We start from the raw sequence: 897 nt of genomic DNA on the forward strand, positions 1-897 counted from the left end.
GGCGACGTCCGTCCAGGGCGCGGCGCCGTGCCGGGGCGTCGACAGGGGCGGGCCGTCGACCACGGCGCGCCCGGGCAGCGCCTGGCCGAGCGCCGCGACGGCGACGGCCGTGAGCGCGCCGGCCGCGTGCCAGGCCGGGTCCGTGGACGACAGGGCGGCCGTGAGGGCGGTCGCCGCCGCGGTGGCGGTCGTCAGGACCGCGAGGACTCCGAGCGTCCGCCGTTCGGCGACGAGCGTCGCTCCGGGCAGGAAGCGGACGGAGGACACCGCCGTCGAGGCGAGCAGCAGGAGCGTCGCGGCGGTGGGGCCGTCGGCGTGGGGGAGCAGCACGACCGGGACGGCCGGGGCGAGGAGCGCGGCGGCCACCGTGCCGGCGCGGACGCCGCTGAGGCGCCCCCACGTGCCGAGGACCACCGCGCAGACCGCGCAGGCGACGGCGGCGTAGTCGAGCCCGTCGACCGACCCGACGAGCCCGGTGGCGTGCACCGCCCAGGCGTCGAGCCCCACGAGGACCGCCCCGAGCGCGCCGACGGCCTCGGCGGACTGCGTGAGCCGGCGACGGCGCAGCCAGGACGCGAGGCCGAGGACGACGAGCGTCCCGGCGGCGACGGCCGCGGCGCGCGCCGCGAGCGAGAGCAGGCCCCAGCTGAAGACGAGGAAGACGATGCTCGCGGTCGCGAGGAGCCCCGCGCCGAGCACCTGGAGGACCGTCTGGACGCTCCACCCGCCGCCGGGGCGCGCGACCGGCTCCGAGGGGCGCACGGGCGGGCGGGGCGGGGTCGGTCCCGCAGGCAGCGTGGCGCCGACGGGTCGCTGCGGGGGTGCCGTGCGCGCCGGTCGGGGAGCCGAGGGTCCGGCCGCGGCGGGCACGCCACGGTCGTCGCGGGTGCCCGACGG

General features: G+C 80.9%; 1 pseudogene. It reads right to left on the reverse strand.

The features are described 5' to 3' along the window. A pseudogene (locus CBZ_RS20390) lies at window positions 1-762 on the reverse strand (hypothetical protein); the annotation flags it as partial. Window positions 763-897 lie beyond the last annotated feature (135 nt).

This window comes from Cellulomonas biazotea (genome assembly GCF_004306155.1).
Classification (GTDB): domain Bacteria; phylum Actinomycetota; class Actinomycetes; order Actinomycetales; family Cellulomonadaceae; genus Cellulomonas; species Cellulomonas biazotea.